The following is a 1,621-nucleotide window of genomic DNA, read 5'->3' as shown; positions in this document are numbered from 1 at the left end:
GGCTGAGGGGCACGCTGCTTATACCCGCCAATTTGCCGAAGGCTGGCGGGACAGCGGGGAGCGCGAAGGATCGCCGACGTCCGCTTTCGTTCCGCCCTTGGCATGGCCTTGCCTACTGAAAATTGCGGCCCTTGGGCATGACCCTTTCCGCTTCTTCCGACAGCGTTGCGAGATCCTGCCGGATCGGCGCGCTTTGTTTGGCGGGGCTGGAGCGATCCGAACCGTCCTTGGCGAGGTCTCTCGGAGGAACCGCTGGTGCGGCCCCGCTGACCTTCTCCAGAAGCACGGTCAGCCAGGGCGTCAGATCCTCGATCCTCTCGGCGACGATGTGGACCACGCCCGATTCCGACTGCAATTTTCCGGTGACCTTGACGAACCGGGCGCCCATGACGATCGGCCGGTAACGGTCGAAGGTCCTTTGCCAGAAGATGACGTTGGCAACCGCCTTGTCGTCCTCCAGCGTCAGGAAGATCGCATTGCCCTTGCCGGGGCGCTGCCGCACCAGCACGAGGCCGGCGACGGAGACGCGCCTGCCGTCGCGCACGGAAGGCAGGTTCGCATTGGGGATGACGCCGGCGCGGTCGAGCCGCTCGCGCAGGAAGGCGACCGGATGCGCCTTCAGCGACAGGCCGAGCGCGCGGTAATCATGGATGACATGCTCGCCGAGCGGCATTTTCGGCAGCTTCGTCTCAGGCTCCAGCTCGCGCAGGCGAAGCGCCGGCTGGTCGAACAGCGGCAGCCTTTCGGCGGCGCTCTTGCCGTCGAGCGCGCGCACCGCCCACAAGGCTTGGCGACGATCAAGGCCGAGCGAACGGAAGGCATCGGCCTGCGCCAGCCGCTCGATGTCGCCGACATCGAGGCCGGAGCGCAGCCAGACATCCCTGACGGATACGTAGCCTGAGCCGCGCTGTTCGACGAAGGCCGCCATGCGCTCCTTCGACAGGCCCTTGATCTGGCGGAAGCCGAGCCGCACGGCATGCTTCGTCTCGATGACGCCGCGCATCTCGGCATGGCGTGGGAGGATGCGGGCCGGATCGAACGGCGCCTTTTCCAGCGTGCAATCCCACACCGAAAAATTGACGTCGACATCGCGAATGTCGACGCCATGGTCGCTTGCGTCGCGCACCAGCTGGGCCGGCTGGTAAAACCCCATCGGCTGCGAATTCAGGATCGCGGCGCAGAACACGTCGGGATAGAAGGTCTTGAACCAGCAGGAGGCGTAGACGAGCAGGGCGAAGGAAGCGGCATGGCTTTCGGGAAAGCCATATTCGCCAAAGCCCTCGATCTGCTTGAAACAGCGCTCGGCGAAGTCCTTCGTGTAGCCCTTGCCGACCATGCCATTGATCATACGGTCGCGGTAATTGCCGATGGTGCCGGTGCGCTTGAAGGTGGCCATGGCGCGGCGCAGTTCATCGGCCTCGCCCGGTTTGAAACCGCCGGCGACGATGGCGATATTCATCGCCTGCTCCTGGAACAGCGGCACACCTAGTGTCTTGCTGAGGATCGCCTCCAGCTCCGGTTTTTGATACTCGGGTTTTTCCTTGCCCTGCCGGCGGCGCAGATAGGGGTGGACCATGTCGCCCTGGATCGGGCCCGGCCGCACGATCGCCACCTCGATGAC

Annotated in this window: 1 protein-coding gene; it reads right to left on the bottom strand. The window is 64.7% G+C overall.

Going from position 1 to position 1,621, the window contains the following annotated elements:
• Positions 1-112: 112 nt before the first annotated feature.
• On the bottom strand, positions 113-1,621 hold a 1,509-nt coding region (locus tag EN906_RS33430), incomplete at its 5' end, for an OB-fold nucleic acid binding domain-containing protein (protein ID WP_245484387.1).

This window comes from Mesorhizobium sp. M7A.F.Ca.CA.004.06.1.1, assembly GCF_003999135.1.
In the GTDB taxonomy this organism is placed as follows: Bacteria; Pseudomonadota; Alphaproteobacteria; order Rhizobiales; family Rhizobiaceae; genus Mesorhizobium.
The sequence above is the reverse complement of the archived record's forward strand: the minus strand, read 5'-3'. Positions and strand labels throughout refer to the sequence as shown.